The organism is Micrococcus sp. R8502A1 (assembly GCF_006704135.1).
Lineage (GTDB): Bacteria > Actinomycetota > Actinomycetes > Actinomycetales > Micrococcaceae > Micrococcus > Micrococcus luteus.
On sequence record NZ_VIGS01000017.1, the window covers coordinates 1 to 16,075 of the forward strand.

Genomic DNA, 16,075 nt, shown 5'->3' on the forward strand with positions numbered 1-16,075 from the left:
CCGGCTCGTCGAAGGCCAGGCCGTCACGAACTGGAAGCAGGCCCTCGCCCAGCTCGCCGCGGCCTACCCCGACCGGATCAACCCCTACCTGTGACCACCCCGCTTACACAGACAAGTTGACACGCCCGAACAGATTGGCCCCCTTGAACTCCCACCGTCCGGGGTGTTTCGCTCGGTCGATCTCCGAGGCGAACAGCTGACGCTTCAGCGCGGTGAACTTCGCCCCAAAGCCTCGTGCGGCAGACTCCGGCATGACGAATCCGGCATAACCGAAGGCTGGACTTGTCCGGAAGCGAGGATGGTCCGGGCCGACGTAGGCGCCCGGCTCGCCGATCTCGTCGATGTACGCCAGCAGCATCTGACCATTGTGCAGGGCACAGCGGACACTGCAGACAAGCGCAGAGGCCCACGCAAGCGTGGGCCTCTCGAATTGGTGCTCGGGGCACTGTCTCAGCCCTAGCTACCACACGCGAGCGTACTCGCGCACGCAGAGCATAGGCAAGTGTGGTTGTGTATGATCCGTCGCCCTGTCGGGTCGCTGCGGGGTCGGAATGGGTCCCGTCCAGCGGCCCGCCCCCACCATTCGAAGGACCCCATGACCACCCCCGCCACGCGCGGCGCTGCCTCGGCGCCCCACCGCTCTCCCCAGAACCTCTCGAACTTCGTGTGGGGGATCGCGGATCAGCTCCGGGGCGTGTTCAAGCCGAACCAGTACGGTACGCTCGTCCTTCCGCTCACCATCCTGCGCCGCATGGAGGCGGTCATGGCCCCGCACCGGGAGTTCTTCGCGGAGCTGGCGGCCAAGGGCCATCCGGACTTCGTCCTCGACAACCTGGTGGAGTCCCGCACGGGCCTGACGTTCTACAACCTCAGCCCCTTCACCCTGGACCGCATCCTGCAGGAGCCGGACCTGCTCCGCACGAACCTGCTGGCCTACGTGGACGGGTTCTCCCAGAACGTGGCGGACCTGTTCACCTACTACGAGTTCGACAAGACGGTCGCCAAGCTGGACGAGCACGACCGCCTCTTCCTGGTCCTGCAGCAGTTTGCCTCCATCGACCTCTCCCCGGAGACCGTCTCCAACGCGGACATGGGCACCCTCTTCGAGGATCTGATCCGCCGCTTCGCCGCCGCCTCCAATGAGACCGCCGGTGAGCACTTCACCCCGCGTGACGCGGTGAAGCTCCTGGTGGACCTGCTCACCGCCAACGACGACGACGTCCTCACCGGCTACCCGGTCCGCACCGTCTATGACCCCACGGCCGGCACCGGCGGCATGCTGTCCCTGTTGGACGAGCGCCTGCGCCGCATGAACCCGAACGCGGAGGTCCGCCTGTTCGGGCAGGAGCTCAACGACCAGTCCTATGCGATCTGCAAGTCCGAGCTGCTCGGCAAGGGCCAGGCCGCGGACGGCATCGCCCGCGGGGACACCCTCAAGAACGACGCCCACCTGACCGAGCGCTTCGACTACGTCCTCTCCAACCCGCCCTACGGCGGCGACTGGAAGGCCTCCCGCACCGCGGTGGAGAAGGAGATCGCCGCCGGCGGCGCCACGAACCGCTTCCCGGGCGGCACCCCCGCCATCAGCGACGGCCAGATGCTGTTCCTCCAGCTCGTGGCCTCGAAGCTCCGCCCGGTCTCGGAGGGCGGTGGTCGGGCCGGCATCGTCCTCAACGGCTCCCCGCTGTTCACGGGTGGGGCGGGCTCGGGCCCGTCCGAGATCCGCCGCTGGCTGCTGGAGTCGGACCTGGTGGACGCGATCGTCGCGCTGCCCACGGACATGTTCTACAACACCGGCATCGCCACCTATGTGTGGGTGTTGGACAACAACAAGCCGGCAGACCGCCGCGGCAGGGTGCAGCTGATCGACGCCCGCACGTTCTTCACCAAGCTGCGCCGCAACGTGGGCTCGAAGAACAAGGAGCTGTCCAAGGCGGACCGCCAGCGCGTGCTGGACATCTACCGTGACTTCGACGTCCAGTCCGAGGACAACGCCGAGTTCTCCAAGGTCCTCACCGCGCAGGACTTCGGCTACCGGGAGATCACCGTGGAGCGCCCGCTGCAGCTGCGCTTCGAGGTGGAGGACGCCACCATCGCGGCGGCGCTCGCCACCAAGCCGGCGGACAAGCTTCCCGACGACGGCCGCTCGGCTCTCGAGAGCGCCCTCGCCTCCCTGCGTGGCCGGGTCTGGGACCATCAGCCCACGTTCCAGCTGGACCTGAAGAAGGCGCTGAAGGAGCACGGCGTGACCGCCGGCGCTCCATTGGTGAAGGCCCTGACCGGGGCGATCGGTGTGCACGATCCCGGGGCAGAGGTGGTGACGAACAAGACGGGTGAGCCGGAGCCGGACACCTCGCTGCGCGACACCGAACTGGTGCCCTTCGGCCGAGACATCCACGAGTACTTCGAGGCCGAGGTGGCCCCGCACGTGCCCGGCGCCTGGATCGACGAGTCCAAGACGAAGATCGGCTACGAGATCCCCTTCACCCGGCTCTTCTACACGTACGTGCCGCCCCGCCCGCTCGAGGAGATCGACGCCGAGCTCAAGCAGCTCACCGCCGAGATCATCGAGCTGTTGCAGGAGGTCGAGCGATGAGCACGTGGACAATTCGTCGCGTGGGCGACATGGCGCGTCTGATCAATGGTCATCCGTTCGACTCGCACGACTTCACTCCGACCGGTGATGTCCCGCTGGTCCGGATCCGAGACATCACGGCGGCAGACTTCGAGACCTATGTACCCCAACACACGGTGCCCCAGGACAAGGTGCTCAAGGACGGGGATGTCGTCATCGGGATGGACGGAGACTTCAACGTCATTCGGTGGCGCCGCGGAGCGGCGGCGCTGAACCAGCGCGTCTGCGCTCTCCGTGACACCGGGGTTTCCGACCTTCGGTTCCTGGCGTACGCCTTGCCGGACCACCTGAAAGTGATCAATGACCTGACTTACTCGACGACGGTCAAACACCTCTCAAGCGGGCAGGTCACTGGGCTGCGAATCACTGCGCCGGACCGCGACGATCAGGGGCGTATCGCGGACTACCTCGACCGCGAGACCGCCACGATCGACGCCCTGATCGAGAAACAGCGGTCTTTGATCAGCGGGCTTCGTGAGCGGCGTTCCGCTGCTGTCGAACATGCCGTCAGCGGATTCACCACCTCCGCGGACGAGACGTTTGTCGAGGGTCCTTCGTGGGTGGGGTCCATCCCCTCGACATGGCGGACCTTCCCCCTGTGGGCCATGTACCGGCGCGAGAAGCGGACGGGCTTCATCGAGGAACCGATGGTGTCTGTCTTCCGTGACTTTGGTGTGGTGTTCAAGGCCGATCGCGCGAACCTGAATGAGACAGCCGAGGACCGGTCGATCTATCAGCTGGTTGAGCCGGGGTGGTTCGTCGTCAACCGGATGAAGGCGTGGCAGGGTTCGGTGGGCGTGAGCTCTATCCGAGGGATCTCTTCCGGGCACTATCTCTGCTTTCGTCCCTTGCACGGTGAGAACCATAAGTTCCTGAACTGGCTGTTCCGCTCTCCGCAGTACCGCCACGGTTTCGCCATGCTGTCGCGTGGCGTACGCCCGGGCCAGGCCGAGATTGACAACGACCAGTTGAGGAAGATGCCGGTTGTGCTCCCGCCACTCGAAGAACAGCGCGAGATCGCCGACCACCTCGACCGCGAGACTGCGAAGATCGACGCGCTCATCGCCAAGGCGGAGCGGTTCATCGAGCTCGCGCAGGAGCGCCGCGCGGCGCTGATCACCGCCGCCGTCACCGGCCAGATCGAGATCCCCACGGAGGACTGACCGCCATGGCCATCCACAACGAGAGCGAGCTCGAGACCTACATCTGCGAGTACCTGGAGCAGCACGGCTGGCTCTACTCGCCCAACGATGCCGGCTACGACCGCAAGAACGCGATCTTCCCCGAGGACGTCCACGCCTGGCTGGCCGAGAATCAACTGGAGGACTACGGGCGCATCGTGAAGGCCGATGCCCCGGCCTCCGCCCAGCAGGCGCAGCGGGACCAGATCACCACCCGTCTGATCGACGTGCTGAACAAGCCGCAGGACACCGGCGTCGGCGGCACGCTCAACGTGCTTCGCAAGGGCTTCAAGGTCGGCACCTCCGCCACCCTGCGCATGGCCGAGCCGCGGCCGGCCACGAACCTGAACCCGGCCGCCGTCGCCTCCTACGAGCGCATGCGCCTCCGCGTGATGCGTCAGGTGCACTTCAACCCGGCCACCAACCAGTCCGTGGACCTGGTGCTGTTCGTCAACGGCCTGCCCGTGGCGACGATCGAGCTGAAGACCGACTCCACCCAGTCCATCGGCCACGCGAAGAAGCAGTACCGCGAGCGCAACCCCAAGGCCACGCCACTGTTCCGGTTCGGCACCCGCGCCGTGGTCCACTTCGCCGTCTCCAACCGCGAGGTCTGGATGACCACCAAGCTGGCCGAGAAGGACACCTTCTTCCTGCCCTTCAACCAAGGCGACGACGGCCACGCCGGCAACCCGCTCAACCCGAACGGCGGTTCCTCCACCTCCTATCTGTGGGAACGGATTCTCCAGCGGGACACCTGGCTCGAGATCCTCCAGAAGTTCGTCTTCCTTAAGAAGGAGACCGTGGAGGACGAGTACGGCCGCTCGCGCCGGGAGTCCACGCTGATCTTCCCGCGCTTCCACCAGTGGGAGGCCGTCACCACGATGCTCGCCGCCGTCCGCGAGGAGGGCGCCGGGAAGTCCTACCTGATCGAGCACTCCGCGGGCTCCGGCAAGACCAACACCATCGCCTGGACCGCCCACCGGCTGCTCTCCACCTACGGGGCGGACGAGCAGCGGGTGTTCGACTCGGTCATCGTGGTCACCGACCGCACCGTGCTGGACGACCAGCTTCAGGAGGCCGTCCGGCAGATCGAGCGGACCTCCGGCACCGTGGTGGCCGTGGACCGCAAGAACCTCGGGGGAGAGGCCACCAGCAAGTCCGCCCTGGTGAAGCAGACGCTGCTGCAGGGCAACCGGATCATCGTGGTGACGCTGCAGACCTTCCCCGCCGTGCTCGAGCTCCTCAAAGGTGACTCGACGCTCGCCGGCCGCACCTACGCGGTGATCGCGGACGAGGCGCACTCCTCCCAGACCGGCTCCGCCGCAGCCAAACTCAAGCGTGTGCTCACCCCGGAAGAGCAGGCCGACCTCGAAGACGGCGGAGAGGCGGACACCGAGTCCATCCTCGCCGCCGAGGTCGCCGCCACCGGACGCCCGCAGAACATCAGTTTCTTCGCCTTCACCGCCACTCCGAAGGACAAGACCCTGCAGATGTTCGGCCGCCCCTCCGGCGAGTACGACGAGAAGGGCCGGGAGATCCCGGCCTCCTTCCACCGGTACACCATGCAGCAGGCCATCGAGGAGGAGTTCATCCTCGACGTGCTGAAGAACTTCACCAACTACGACACCGCCTTCAAGCTGGCCCTGGCCGGACAGAAGGGCGAGTTCCGTCCGGAAGGCGACCGGGCCGCCGTCGGGAATCCGACCACCGAAGTGGACCAGACCGAGGCGAGCAAGAAGCTCATGCGGTGGGTCAAGCTGCACCCGACGAACATCGCGCAGAAGGTCAAGATCATCGTGGAGCACTTCCGCGCCAACGTGGCCGGACTGCTGGACGGGCAGGCCAAGGCCATGGTGGTCACCGACTCCCGCGCCGCCGCCGTCCGGTACAAGCGCCAGATGGACCAGTACATCCAAGACATGGGGTACACGGACGTGGGCACCCTGGTGGCCTTCTCCGGCGAGATCACCGACGACGACTTCGGGCTCGAGAAGGTCACCGAACGGTCCATGAACCCGTCCGTGACCGGCGACCTGGCGAAGGCGTTCGACGGGGACGGCTACCAGGTGATGATCGTGGCCAACAAGTACCAGACCGGCTTCGACCAGCCGAAGCTCTGTGCCCTGTACGTGGACAAGAAGCTCTCCGGCGTGCTGGCCGTGCAGACGCTGTCGCGGCTGAACCGCGCGGCGCCGGGCAAGGACACCACCTACGTGCTGGACTTCGTGAACTCCGAAGACGACATCCAGGCTGCCTTCGAGCCGTACTACGCGGGCGCGACGCTGGAGACGGTGACGGACCCGAACCTGATCCATGACCTGGGGACGAAGCTCGACGCCGCGGGTGTGTACGACTGGGACGAGGTCGACGCGTTCGCCGAGGTGTGGGTCGCGTGGAAGCCGGGGAGCGGGCAGGAGGGCCTGCAGGCTGCGCTGGAGCCCGTGGCATACCGGTTCCGCAAGGAGCTGGCGCATGCGCGGATGAACCAGGATGAGACGCGCGTGAACGAGCTCGTGCTGGTGCGCAAGGACATGCGGTCCTTCGTCAGCCTCTACGACTTCCTCTCCCAGATCTACGAGTTCGGGGACACCGAGCACTACAAGCGGGCGCTGTTCCTGCGGCACCTGGTGCAGCTCGTGGGCGATCAGCCCGGCGGTGAGGAGCTGATCGACCTGAGCGATGTGCAGCTGGTGAGCATCCGGCAGAAGAAGACGTCCTCGGGCGACATCGGGTTGACCGGTGGGACCGCGCTGAAGGGGACGACCGCTGTGGGAGGCGGGCAGGTGCGTGAGAAACAGCGCGGGCCGTTGGAGGAAGTGATCGAGAAGATCAACGAGATCTTCGCTGGTGAAGGCGTGGATGCCTCCCCGTCCCAGCAGGAGGCGTGGGTCAGTGCCCTCGTGGCGCCGCTCATGGAGGACGAGAAGCTGCTGGGGCAGGCCGGTGCGAACTCGCTGGAGCAGTTCCTCGCGAGCCCGAACCTGGAACGGTCGGCGATGGGCGCCGTGTACGCGAACGAGGACGCCTTCGCGAAGATGACGGACATCGTGGGCAGGGGCGGGGACCCGTCGAAGATGATCGTCGCCGCGATCGGGGAGTACCTGTACTGGAAGGTGCGGGGTGGAGGCGTTCCTGAGGGTGCGGTGGGCGAGGTCGGCCCGGTGGACGTGGGGCAGAGCCCTGCTGAGACGGCGGTCGACGCTGATGCCTCTGCCGCCGGGAACCGCCCTGACGCTTTCGTTGATGAAACGGGGGGCTCCGAAGGCGTTTTGGTTGATGAAACGGGGGGCTCCTGAAGCACGTGCGTGTACGAGAAGGACGCCTTTGGTGACCCATCTTGGGATGATCCAGAAGCTCGTGCAGCTATATTATCCGCAGAGTGCGGAATATTGACAGGTAACGGTCAAATGAATATGGGAAAATCGGGCAGGGATTTGCCAGATCTTACAGATCGTAGATGCGACTGCCGACTGCCCGATTCCTGAAAGTGTTCTAGGTGGTTTGAAATGAGAGAGTTTGATGCAGCAGATGCGTCTGTGTGGATTACGATCATATTTGGACCCGCGCCTTTGTTGGTACCGCTCCTTATTTGGCTGTACAGGCGATATTGGGCCATGCGGACCGACCCTCCCTCGGAACTCGGGATGCAGGTCGCGGCAGGCCAAGCCTGCATGGAGTATCTCAGCGAAGAGGCGCGCAAGTCATTCACTCGAGAGATGCAAAGACGAGCATTCCTCTATTCCCGCGAGATCCTATACCCCTATCCAGGACGTGTGGCTGTGAAGTACGAGGTTGTCGGAGCCTTCCTGCTGCTCGCGACAATTTCTTGCCTGGTTCTCGCTTTGGGCTGGTCTAGTCCAGTTCCTCCGCAGGTGTGGTACGCAATCAAGGGTGCCGGGGTCTTGCTCTTCATGGCGGCGTTTGCAGCCTTCGCGGCACGAGCGAAAGTTTCAGGGATATTGAAGGTGGAGCGGCACCTCTTCTCTATCCGCGAGCGTCTGGAGGTGACTCGAAAGGATCTTGCTGGCGAAAGAAGGATTATCTTCTTCGATAGTATTTGCCTGACCTACTACCTTGCAGCATGCACCCTGTCGCTTATGGTGGTAACCCTGTGGGCAGTTCGGTCGGATGAATTCCCCGATAATGTTTTGAACTGGCTCGTGCTTCTACTGGCCGCACTGTTCTTGTATCAAAGGTCGCGCCTGGTGCATAAGGAGGTCGGATTCAAGCTGAAATCGGCCAAGCGCGAATTCTCTGAGGCATATCAGAAAGATGTCCATGGGCGGGGAACGAGGATTTCCGAGACCTATAAGTATCATCTGCGGCCATCGGGCCGCGGTTCGTCGGCGATGAGAAACGATCCTGGGCCTAGCCGATGACCTCGTAAACGGCGTACCTGTTCCAATCCCGTCCACCCCACCCGCTACCCTCCCGACCATGAAGATCGGTCTCCGCAAGCCCAGCCTGAAGAAGTCCATCAAGGCCCGCACCACGGGCCGCGCCAAGCGTGCGATCAGGCGCAAGGTCATCCCCGGCTACGGCCGCAAGGGGATGGGCTGGCTGCGCGATCCGAAGCGCGCCGCCTACAACGCCGTCTACCGGCGCACCACGGTCGGCCTGGGTGACGTCCTGAAGATGTTCAAGTGACCTCCACGCCCTCGCGCGCCTGACCGGGGTCGGCCCGGTGGAGGCGCGCCGCCGGCCTGGCCACTGACGGCCCGGGCCGCGGCCCGCCCCTCACCGGCCCGCGAACGCCTCCACCCGCCGCACGGCCTCCGGGTGTTCGGACGCCGCCGCGATCGACGCCGCCTCCTGCCGCACGTGCGCGCGCAGCGCCTCGACGTCGGCCCCGCGCGCCAGCGCCTTCGTCGGCCCGTAGGTGTGCGCCGGACCGGCCACCAGCTCGTCCTCGAGCTCCGCCAGACGTGCCGCGAATGCGTCGCCGGCCACCGCCTCGGTCGCCAGGCCCCACTCCACGGCCTCGGTCCCGGTCAGGCGCCGACCGCCGAGCAGCAGCTGCGTCGCGCGCACCGGCCCGAGCACCCGCGGCAGCCAATAGGACACGCCCGTGTCCGGCGTCATCCCGAGCGCGGAGAACGCCGTCACCAGCTGCGCATCCTCGCGCACCAGCACGACGTCGGCGCCCAGCATGAGCCCGAGCCCCGCCCCGGCGGCCGTCCCGTTGACGCCGCCCAGCACCAGCAGGCGAGAGCCCGTCAGCGCCACCGCGACCTCGCCCGCCGCCTCGCCGAGTTCCTGGATCATCGCGCGCCGCTCCGGCCCGGCGGGCGCGGCGGCCATCGCCTGGACGTCCCCGCCGCCGCAGAAGATCCGCCCGGCGCCGGTCAGCGTGAGCACGTGCACGGACTCGTCCGTCTCGGCCGCGGCGATCGCCGCGAGCACCTCGCGCGCCATCGTCAGTCCGAGCGCGTTGCCCTTCGCGGGCCGGTTCAGCGTCAGCCGCACGACGCCGGGCCGCGTCTCGACGAGGACGGCGGGGGCGTCGTCGGAGGAAGAAGGGGTGGGTGCGGTGGTCATGTCAGCTCCTGGGGTCGGAAGGTGGGGGCGGGTGCCGGGCACGAGAGCGGCCGGCCGGGGCTCACGCGAACGCGCTCATCCCGGTCAGGTCCCGGCCGAGGATCAGCGCCTGCACGGACTCGGTGCCCTCGTAGGTGTGCAGGGCCTCGACGTCGGCGAAGTGCCGCATCACCCGGTGCTCGAGGAGGATGCCGTTGCCGCCGAGCATGTCCCGGGCGATCTGCGCCACCCGCCGAGCGCCCCGGGTGCAGGCGTACTTCAGCAGGGAGGCCTGCTCGTCGCGCAGCCGCCCGGCCGCCTGCAGACGGGCCACGGCCACGCAGCGGGTCTGCATCGCGGTCACCTCGTCCAGCATCTGCGCGAGCCGTTCCTGCACCATCTGGTGCGCTCCCAGCGGCTTGCCGAACTGCTCGCGCTGCCGGGCGTACGCCAGCGCGGCCTCGAACATGGCGGTCGCGTGGCCCAGCGCGGACCAGCCCACGTTCACGCGGGTGGCCACCAGCACGCGCGCGGCGTCCTTGAACCTCGCCACGCCCGGCAGCCGCGCGTCGTCGCCGACCCGCACGTCGGTCAGCGAGATCTCGGCCTGGTGGATCGCCCGCAGCGCGCCCTTGCCCGTGATCACCTCGGCCTCGTAGCCGGGCGTGGACTGCTCCACCACGAACCCCTTGACCTGGCCGTCCTCGGTGTCGCGCGCCCACACGATCGTGATGCCCCCGGCGGCCCCGTTGCCGATCCACTTCTTGGCGCCGTTCAGCACCCAGCCGCCGGCGCCGTCGGGCCGCGCGGACGTCTCGAGGGACACCGAGTCCGAACCGTGCAGCGGCTCCGTGAGCGCGAACCCGCCCGGCAGCGTGCCGCGCGCCACCGGCTCGAGGTACCGCTCCTTCTGCTCCGGGCTCGCGCAATGCACCAGGGCGCGCAGCACGAGCCCGCCCTGCACCGCCGCCGCGGCCGCCATCGACCCGTCCGCCCGGGAGATCTCCATCGCCACCAGGCCCGCCGCCAACGGGGACATCACCGCATGCCCCGGCACCTCCAGCCCATCGGTGAGCAGGTCCAGCTCGCCCGCCCGCGCCACCAGGTCCAACGGGTACTCCGCCCGGTCCCAGTGCCCGTCGATCCGCTCGAGCACCTCCCGGCCGTAGGCACGGGCGTGGTCCCAGTGCGCGCGGTCCTCGTCCGTCGCCTCCCCGAACGCGTCCAGGTAGTCGACGTCCAGGGGCGTGACGACGTCGTAGGTCGGCTTCTGCGTGCGCGTCACCGGGCCTCCTGCGTCCGCTCGGCGCGCAGCGCGCGCTTGAGCAGCTTGCCCGACTGGTTCCGCGGCAGCTCCGCCACGAAGTCCACGCGCTTGGGCACCTTGAAGCCTGCCAGGCGCTCCTTCACGTGGGTGCGCACGGTCTCCGCGGTCAGCTCGGCGCCCTCCTTGAGCACGACGACGGCGGTCACCGCCTCGATCCAGCGATCGTCCGGCAGGCCGATGACGGCGACCTCGGCCACCTCGTCCAGCTCGTAGATCGCGTCCTCGACCTCCCGCGGGGCGACCAGGACGCCGCCCGTGTTGATGACGTCCTTGATGCGGTCCACCACCTGGATGTAGCCGGCCGCGTCCTGGGTGACCTGGTCGCCGGAGCGGAACCAGCCGTCGTCGGTGAACGCGTCCGCGATGGCATCTGGGCGGTTCCAGTAGCCGGAGAGCAGCTGCGGCGAGCGGTACTGGATCTCGCCGGGCTCGCCGGGCGCGGCGGGGGCGCCGTCGGCCGTCATCACCCGCGCCTCCACGTGGAACACGGGACGGCCGCACGAGGCCGGCCGCGCGTCGTGCTCCTCGGGGCGCAGCACGGTGCACAGCGGGCCCAGCTCGGACTGGCCGAAGCAGTTGTAGAAGCCGATGCCCGGCTGGCTCTGGCGTAGGCGCTGCAGCACGGTCACCGGCATGATCGAGGCCCCGTACTGGGCCTTGCGCAGCGAGGAGAGGTCGCGCGTGGCCAGGTCCGGGTGGTTCGCCAGCGGCACCCAGACGGTGGGCGCCAGGAACAGGGAGCCGATGTGCTCGGTCTCCACGAGCTCGAGCATCCGGGGGATGTCCGGGGCGGCCAGCAGGCGCACCGTGGCGCCGAGGCTCAGGTACGGGAGCAGGAACACGTGCATCGCGGCCGAGTGGTACAGCGGCATGGCCACGAGGGGGCGGTCCTCGGCCGTGAAGTCCAACGCGATGATCGAGGAGAGGTACTCCGCCACGAGCGCCCGGTGGGACATCATGGCGCCCTTGGGGGTGGAGGTGGTGCCGGAGGTGTAGAGCAGCTGGGCCAGGTCGGTGGCCGACACCTCCGCCTCCGGGGCGGCGGCGTCCAGCGTCTCGTCCTGGGCGGTCTGAAGCACGGAGGGCTCGGCGTGGCCGGCGGGGAGCATGGTCCACACGTGCCGCAGAGCCGACGCGCGGCCCTCGGCCCGGACCTGGTCGACACGCTCGAGCATGCCGGCGTCGGCCACGAGCAGCTCCGCCCCGGAGTCCTCGAGGGCGTGGGCGAGCTCGCCGCCCTTGAGCGCGAAGTTCACGGGCACGTGCACGTAGCCGGCCGTGACGCAGGCCAGGAAGAGGAGCGCGTAGGCGTCCGAGTTGGTGGCGTAGGCGGCCACCCGGGTGCCGGCCGGCAGGCCGGTGTCCTGGAGGCGGCGGGCCACGCGGTGCGCTCCGTCCCGGAGCTGGGCGTAGGTCCAGTCGCGGTCCTCGAAGCGCAGGGCGACGGCCTGCGGGGAGCGGGCGACCGCGCGCGCGAACACGCGGCCGATCGTGTCCTCCGGGGCGGGGGAGAGGTGGCCGGCGTCGGTGGGGTGGGTGATCTGGTCTGGCATGGGAACCTCCGGGGGATGGGTCAGAGACGTTCGATCACGGTGACGTTGGCCTGGCCGCCGCCCTCGCACATGGTCTGCAGGCCGTAGCGGCCGCCGCTGCGCTCGAGCTCGTGCAGCAGGGAGGTCATCAGGCGGGCGCCGGTGGCGCCGATGGGGTGGCCCAGGGCGATCGCCCCGCCGTTGACGTTGACCTTCGCCGGGTCCGCGCCGGTCTCGGTCAGCCAGGCCAGCACGACGGCGGCGAACGCCTCGTTGATCTCCACGAGGTCCATGTCGTCGATGGTCAGGCCCATGCGGTCGAGCGCGTACGCCGTCGCCGGGATCGGGGCGGAGAGCATCATGACGGGGTCGGCGCCGCGGGCGGAGAGGTGGTGGATGCGGGCTCGCGGGGTGAGGCCGTGGCGGCGCACCGCCTCCTCGGAGGCGAGCAGGAGGGCGGCCGCGCCGTCGGACATCTGGGAGGCGGTGGCGGCGGTGTGCAGCCCGCCGGGGACGATCGGGTCGAGCGAGGCGATCTTCGCGGCGTCCGGGGTGCGGGGGCCCTCGTCCGCGGTGAGGCCGGCGAGCGGGATGATCTCGCGGTCGAAGCGACCGTCGGCCTGGGCGGCGAGCGCGCGCTTGTGGGAGCGCACCGCGAACTCCTCCAGGGTGTCCCGGTCCAGGTTCCAGTGCCGGGCCATCATCTCGGCCCCGCGGAATTGGGAGATCTCCTCGTCCCCGTAGCGGGCGGCCCAGGACTCGGAGCCGGTGAACGGGTCGGGGAAGCCGAAGTCGGCGGCCGCGCTGTTGGACCGGGAGAGCGGGATCGCGGACATGGACTGGACGCCACCGGCGACGACGAGGTCCGCCGTCCCGCTCATGACGGCCTGTGCGGCGTAGTGGACCGCCTGCTGGCCGGAGCCGCACTGGCGTTCGACCGTGGTGCCGGGGACGTCCTCGGAGAGCCCGGCCGCGAGCCAGGCGTTGCGCGCCACGTCCATGGCCTGTGGGCCGAGCTGGTCGATGCAGCCGAGGATGACCTCGTCGTATTCGGCCGAGTCGATGTCCTGGCGGGCGACGAGCTCGCGCAGCGGCGCGGCCGCCAGATCGAGGGGATGCACGCCGGCGAGCCCCTTCCCTCGGCGACCCACGGGGGTGCGGACGGCGTCGATGATGTAGGCCTCGGGCATGGGGGCTCCTCCGGACGGCGGGGACGTGACGCCGATCACGCTATTGCTTGGACGTCCAACGATCAAGAGTGTGACGGGATCCGTCGTGGCGGCGCGGAGGAGCGCCGTTTCGTCAACGAAAGCGGCTCGGGGCGCGCCGTTTCGGCCACGAAAGCGCTGGGGGCGGGCGTCGCCATACCCTGGTCAGGACCCCCTGCCCCGGGCCTACCGTGAGGGCCAGCGGCGCGCACCCGTGCCGCCGAGACGAGAGGAGCCGGCCATGGCCACCCCGCACACCCCCGACCCCCAGGACGCCCGGCGCGCACGCGAGGCGACGGACGAGACCTCCGGCGTCGCATTCGACGGCGACACGCCCCCAGCCGAGGGTGCAGGCGTCGGCCCGGACAACCCGGGCATGGACGTGGAGCAGACCGGCGAGCGCTCGGCCGGCAAGATCGTGCTCGGGCTGATCATCGCCCTCGTGGCCATCGGCGTCCTGGTGTTCATCCTGGGCCGCGTCGCCGGCCTCGGCTGAGCCGCGGCGCAGACGCCTCGAGCACGCCACCGGCCCACCACGACCACGGGGCGGGCACCGATCCGTCGGTGCCCGCCCCGTGGTCGTGTCCGCTCCGCGGTGATGCCGTTCAGCGGCGACTCCGCGCCCGCGCAGCGGTCAGAAGCCGCCGCCCACGGTCCGGCGGCCGCCCGCCGCGCGTCGGCCGACGGCGCCGCCCCGGCCGCGGGAGGCGAGGGCCCCGCCGAGCAGCCCGCCCAGCAGGCCGGTGCCGAGGCCGCCCGTGGACCGGGCCGAGGGCCCGAAGCCGCCGCGGTACGCACCGGAGCTGCGCCCGCGCGTCGTGCCCCCGGCGCCGCGGCGCGAGAGCTCACGCAGCGCCAGACCGCCGAGCGTGCCCAGGAGGGCACCGCCCAGGCCGCTGGACCGGCGTCCCTGAGCGCGGCCCTGCCGGCCGAAGCCGGGGGACCGGCCGACGTGCGCACCGATGGTGGGCCGGCTGGAGCGGCGGCCGCCGCCGCCGAGAGTGCGGGTGATGCTGGAGAGGATGCCCATGTGTCCTCCTCGGACGTCGTGCCGGCCGCTCGGGCGTGGCCGGTCGGGTGCGCCTCAACCTAGGCGCCGACCCCCGCACGGTGTCCAGACCGGGCCTCCTCACGCATCGAGGCGGGATATCCACCCCACGGCCGCCCGCGGCAGCCGGATGGGGTCGATATCCCGCCTCGAAACGCGCGGGAGGGCGGGGGCGTCAGTCCTGGAGCGGGGAGGTCTTCGGCTCGTCCCGCCAGAGGGCCACGTTCCGCGCCTCCGGCAGGTCGGAGATGTGGAAGCCCGGATCCATGCCCGCCTTGAGCTTGCGCTCGTAGTCCCGGAGCAGCTTCACGGCCAGCCCGCCCAGCGGGATGATCGCCACGAGGTTGATGGTCGCCATGAGGGCCGCGAACGTGTCCGCGAGGTTCCACACCAGCGCCACGGAGCCGAGCGCGCCGCCGACCACGCACACCAGCACGAGCACGCGGAACACGGTGATGGCCCGACCCGCGTGGCGGCCGGCCAGGTACCGGATGTTGGCCTCTCCGTAGTAGGTGTTGCCCAGCACGGAGGACCAGGCCAGGAAGAAGATGATGACCGTCAGGGCCGGGCCGGCCCACGCGCCCACGGCCTGCTGGAGCGCACCCTGGGTCACCTGCATGCCGAGCGCCTCCCCGCGTCCGTAGGCCGGGTTGGAGAGCAGGATGACGAACGCGGTGGCCGAGCACACGACCAGGGTGTCGAAGTAGACGCCCAGGGACTGCACGAAGCCCTGCTTGGCCGGGTGGGAGACGGCCGCGGTGGCGGCGGCGTTCGGGGCGGAGCCCATGCCGGCCTCGTTGGAGAACATGCCGCGGCGCACGCCCTGCATCACCATCGTCATGCCGACGGCGGCGCCCGCGACCTCGCGCAGGCCGAAGGCGTGGCCCACGATCAGCGCGATCATGCCCGGGACCTCGGTGATGTTGACGACCATCACGATCAGGGCCAGGAAGATGTAGAACGTGGCCATCGCGGGGACCACCACGTTGGTCACGGCCGAGAGCCGGCGCACGCCGCCGAAGATCACGAGACCGGTGAGGGCGGCCAGGCCCAGCCCCACGATCCACGCGGTGGTGGAGGACACGCCCCAGTTGGCCTGCACGGACTCGGAGATCGAGTTGGACTGCACGGCGTTGAACACGAAGCCGTAGGTCACGGTGATGGCGACGGCGAACATGGCCGCAAGCCACTTCGCGCCCAGGCCGTCGCGGATGTAGTACGCGGGCCCCCCGAAGTAGCCGTCCGCGCCCTTCTGCTTGTACAGCTGGGCCAGCGTGGACTCGACGAAGGCGGTGGCGCCGCCGATGATCGCCAGCAGCCACATCCAGAACACGGCGCCCGGGCCGCCGATCACGATCGCGATCGCCACGCCGGCCACGTTGCCGGTGCCCACGCGCGAGGCCGCCGAGATGGTGAAGGCGCGGAACGGGCTCACGCCGTCGTTCTCGAACCCGGTCTGGGACTTGGCCGTCACCGACCGGAGCATCTCCGGGAGCATGCGCACCTGCACGCCCACGGTCCGGATGGTGAACCACACCCCGGCCACGAAGAGCAGCGCCATCACGACGTACCAGTACTTGTCGTTGAAGGCGGTGACGGCCGCTGTGATCTGTTCCACTGTCGCTTC

General features: G+C 69.0%; 13 protein-coding genes. 6 read left to right on the forward strand and 7 right to left on the reverse strand.

What is annotated here, in order from left to right; all coding sequences use genetic code 11:
* Positions 1-103: 103 nt before the first annotated feature.
* Positions 104-358 carry a DUF3800 domain-containing protein gene (locus tag FLM69_RS05030; protein WP_036384150.1) on the reverse strand — a complete coding sequence of 85 codons (255 nt, stop codon included), beginning with the start codon at positions 356-358 and terminating at the stop codon, positions 104-106.
* Between the two features lie 237 nt (positions 359-595).
* Here FLM69_RS05030 and FLM69_RS05035 point away from each other — a divergent pair, with 237 nt between their 5' ends.
* From FLM69_RS05035 to FLM69_RS05055, 5 genes are all read left to right on the forward strand, one after another.
* Positions 596-2,596: a class I SAM-dependent DNA methyltransferase gene (locus FLM69_RS05035; protein ID WP_052007075.1), complete on the forward strand. Its 2,001-nt coding sequence runs from the start codon at positions 596-598 to the stop codon at positions 2,594-2,596.
* Positions 2,593-3,798, forward strand: a complete 1,206-nt coding sequence (locus FLM69_RS05040; RefSeq protein ID WP_052007076.1) for a restriction endonuclease subunit S — start codon at positions 2,593-2,595, stop codon at positions 3,796-3,798. Before FLM69_RS05035 ends, FLM69_RS05040 begins: the two co-directional genes overlap by 4 nt.
* A 5-nt stretch (positions 3,799-3,803) precedes the next feature.
* Entirely contained in the window at positions 3,804-7,112 is a 3,309-nt protein-coding gene (locus tag FLM69_RS05045; protein ID WP_080696012.1) for a type I restriction endonuclease subunit R, read from the forward strand.
* 375 nt (positions 7,113-7,487) lie between these two features.
* Positions 7,488-8,195 carry a hypothetical protein gene (locus FLM69_RS05050; RefSeq protein WP_141843322.1) on the forward strand — a complete coding sequence of 236 codons (708 nt, stop codon included), beginning with the start codon at positions 7,488-7,490 and terminating at the stop codon, positions 8,193-8,195.
* A 58-nt stretch (positions 8,196-8,253) separates the two neighbouring features.
* The gene (locus tag FLM69_RS05055) at positions 8,254-8,463 is read left to right on the forward strand and encodes a hypothetical protein (RefSeq protein ID WP_123244034.1); all 210 of its coding nucleotides are present in this window, start codon (positions 8,254-8,256) and stop codon (positions 8,461-8,463) included.
* A gap of 90 nt (positions 8,464-8,553) precedes the next feature.
* Here the strand turns inward: FLM69_RS05055 and FLM69_RS05060 are convergent, their stop codons facing one another.
* From FLM69_RS05060 to FLM69_RS05075, 4 genes are all read right to left on the reverse strand, one after another.
* Positions 8,554-9,354: an enoyl-CoA hydratase/isomerase family protein gene (locus tag FLM69_RS05060; RefSeq protein ID WP_141843324.1), complete on the reverse strand. Its 801-nt coding sequence runs from the start codon at positions 9,352-9,354 to the stop codon at positions 8,554-8,556.
* A 61-nt stretch (positions 9,355-9,415) separates the two neighbouring features.
* Positions 9,416-10,618: an acyl-CoA dehydrogenase family protein gene (locus FLM69_RS05065; protein ID WP_141843326.1), complete on the reverse strand. Its 1,203-nt coding sequence runs from the start codon at positions 10,616-10,618 to the stop codon at positions 9,416-9,418.
* Entirely contained in the window at positions 10,615-12,213 is a 1,599-nt protein-coding gene (locus FLM69_RS05070; RefSeq protein WP_141843328.1) for a fatty acyl-CoA synthetase, read from the reverse strand. Before FLM69_RS05070 ends, FLM69_RS05065 begins: the two co-directional genes overlap by 4 nt.
* 20 nt (positions 12,214-12,233) lie before the next feature.
* Entirely contained in the window at positions 12,234-13,382 is a 1,149-nt protein-coding gene (locus tag FLM69_RS05075; protein ID WP_141843330.1) for an acetyl-CoA C-acetyltransferase, read from the reverse strand.
* Between the two features lie 259 nt (positions 13,383-13,641).
* Here FLM69_RS05075 and FLM69_RS05080 point away from each other — a divergent pair, with 259 nt between their 5' ends.
* Positions 13,642-13,896: a DUF6480 family protein gene (locus tag FLM69_RS05080; RefSeq protein WP_036384910.1), complete on the forward strand. Its 255-nt coding sequence runs from the start codon at positions 13,642-13,644 to the stop codon at positions 13,894-13,896.
* A 138-nt stretch (positions 13,897-14,034) separates the two neighbouring features.
* Here FLM69_RS05080 and FLM69_RS05085 read toward each other — a convergent pair whose 3' ends face one another.
* Together FLM69_RS05085 and FLM69_RS05090 are read right to left on the reverse strand one after the other, a co-directional pair.
* A complete protein-coding gene (locus FLM69_RS05085) occupies positions 14,035-14,430 on the reverse strand; it encodes a hypothetical protein (protein WP_036384909.1) in 396 nt (131 codons plus the stop codon).
* A gap of 193 nt (positions 14,431-14,623) precedes the next feature.
* Positions 14,624-16,066, reverse strand: a complete 1,443-nt coding sequence (locus FLM69_RS05090; protein WP_036384908.1) for a sodium:alanine symporter family protein — start codon at positions 16,064-16,066, stop codon at positions 14,624-14,626.
* Between the last annotated feature and the right edge of the window lie 9 nt (positions 16,067-16,075).

Excerpts from the sequence above, each read along its gene's own strand:
- FLM69_RS05060 (WP_141843324.1), bottom strand. The coding sequence starts at position 9,354 with ATGACCACCGCACCCACCCCTTCTTCCTCCGACGACGCCCCCGCCGTC.
- FLM69_RS05040 (WP_052007076.1), top strand. The coding sequence starts at position 2,593 with ATGAGCACGTGGACAATTCGTCGCGTGGGCGACATGGCGCGTCTGATC.
- FLM69_RS05075 (WP_141843330.1), bottom strand. The coding sequence starts at position 13,382 with ATGCCCGAGGCCTACATCATCGACGCCGTCCGCACCCCCGTGGGTCGC.
- FLM69_RS05085 (WP_036384909.1), bottom strand. The coding sequence starts at position 14,430 with ATGGGCATCCTCTCCAGCATCACCCGCACTCTCGGCGGCGGCGGCCGC.
- FLM69_RS05070 (WP_141843328.1), bottom strand. The coding sequence starts at position 12,213 with ATGCCAGACCAGATCACCCACCCCACCGACGCCGGCCACCTCTCCCCC.
- FLM69_RS05030 (WP_036384150.1), bottom strand. The coding sequence starts at position 358 with ATGCTGCTGGCGTACATCGACGAGATCGGCGAGCCGGGCGCCTACGTC.
- FLM69_RS05045 (WP_080696012.1), top strand. The coding sequence starts at position 3,804 with ATGGCCATCCACAACGAGAGCGAGCTCGAGACCTACATCTGCGAGTAC.
- FLM69_RS05050 (WP_141843322.1), top strand. The coding sequence starts at position 7,488 with ATGGAGTATCTCAGCGAAGAGGCGCGCAAGTCATTCACTCGAGAGATG.
- FLM69_RS05080 (WP_036384910.1), top strand. The coding sequence starts at position 13,642 with ATGGCCACCCCGCACACCCCCGACCCCCAGGACGCCCGGCGCGCACGC.
- FLM69_RS05055 (WP_123244034.1), top strand. The coding sequence starts at position 8,254 with ATGAAGATCGGTCTCCGCAAGCCCAGCCTGAAGAAGTCCATCAAGGCC.
- FLM69_RS05035 (WP_052007075.1), top strand. The coding sequence starts at position 596 with ATGACCACCCCCGCCACGCGCGGCGCTGCCTCGGCGCCCCACCGCTCT.